General features: G+C 55.9%; 1 protein-coding gene and 1 pseudogene. Both read right to left on the bottom strand.

Features of this window, described 5'->3' with window-relative positions; translation table 11 throughout:
- Window positions 1-480: 480 nt before the first annotated feature.
- Window positions 481-874 (bottom strand): annotated as a pseudogene (locus ACXRVY_RS28525) (glutathione S-transferase family protein); the annotation flags it as partial.
- Between the two features lie 124 nt (window positions 875-998).
- On the bottom strand, window positions 999-1,521 hold a 523-nt coding region (locus ACXRVY_RS28520; RefSeq protein ID WP_458238894.1), incomplete at its 5' end, for a nuclear transport factor 2 family protein.

Raw genomic sequence — 1,521 nt, 5'->3', positions numbered from 1 at the left:
GTTCCAGCAGAACTCCATCTGCATTGGCACGATGAAGACACCAGGTGCGCCTACCGATGCGGCGCTGACCAGGGCGGTTAGGAAAGTGACCGCAATCATGGCCSAGCCGTAGTGAATGTTACGTCGGGCGAGAACTGTCGAGAGCCATCCGGAAATCATAAGTGCTCCTATTGCTGGCGGAATGTGGCGCTCGTCGCCACTTACGGTTTCGAAGAGAAAGGCAATGAGAATTACCGAGTGATCAACTACGTCACAGGGGCTTCGTAGTCCGCCGGCAGGACCAGCTAAGGGTCAGTCTATGGATTTCTGGCTGTAGAAAATGACTGTTTCTGGATGATTCGTGCCAACTTCAGTCGCGCGTTCGCGTACGGTGTTTCACTCGCCGCTGTAAGGAGATCCGATAAACCGCGTGGAATGGCGTTCGACCAACCGAATCCAAGGGGTAGAAATGCTTTTGCACCTCGGATCGGCAGAGAAGGCGCGCAGATCGATCACCGCGGCTGCATCTCCTAATCCAGTTTTGCGCAGAAAGAACGCCGCATGGCCAGGCGCAATAACGTCAGTTACGAAGTAGAAGTAGCGATCGAATACTTTGTCGCGCCCCGGCCCTGGCTGTGCGGGCGCCAGCCGACCCGGAGCCCACGCGTCAGCGAACTGTATGATCGCGTTGGCTTGGTTGATGACTCGCACTGTTGTCGACGTAGAGTCGACCAAGGTAGGAACCTTTCCGGCCGGGTTCAGCGCCAGGTACGCCGGGGCGCGATGCTCAAGTGCTCGCAGATTCAGCAGACGTGCCGTGTATGGCACGCCTGCTTCTTCCAGCGCGATTGCAGCTGCCGGTTTGGGCTCCGTACAGTTCTATAACTGTGTTCATCGTGCGTTCCGTCGCGCGCGATCTGGTCAGGCACGCACAACCTCAAGACGCGGGGTTGGGGAGACAGCGGTGCCATTGGGTTGTCCAGTGTTGAACAGCCCAAGCAACCAGCCCTTAGAGCTCTTTAAGCACCAGGCAAGAAAGGTCGTATAGCGGTGGCGGAAATATCTGGCGGTGTCAGTCGGCGATTCGTCGTTGAGCCGCCTATGTAGCGCTCGGCGATCTTCCAGCCGTTATCGGTCTCGCGAAGTCGATCAAGCATCGGAGAATACATCCAGATCATCGGTAGGTAATCGCTCTCAGTCAGCTCGCCGTCGCTCATTTTCGGAGCATCTTCCGGAACCGCATAGCGCACAAGAAGGTTGTGATATCGGACTGCAACGAGCCCGTTTTCTTCTTCATCAACAATGTGGCCCAAGCCGCAACGACTGACTCCTGGAACCAGATAGGGATAGATTTCGGTGAGGAAATGGCGGATGTTGGGTCCACCGCTAACTTCACCCTTGAAATGTATGACCTTTGCGTCGGCCGTAAAGGAACTGATCATTTCCTCAAGATCCCACGTCTCGAAGAGCCAGTTGACTCGGTTGACGAAATCTACTGCACTCGCTCGCTTATCAGGATCAATTCGGCGCGCGGCAACTACC

The organism is Pseudomonas sp. P5_A2_2, from assembly GCF_054177685.1.
This window is presented reverse-complemented; position numbering and strand designations above follow the sequence as displayed.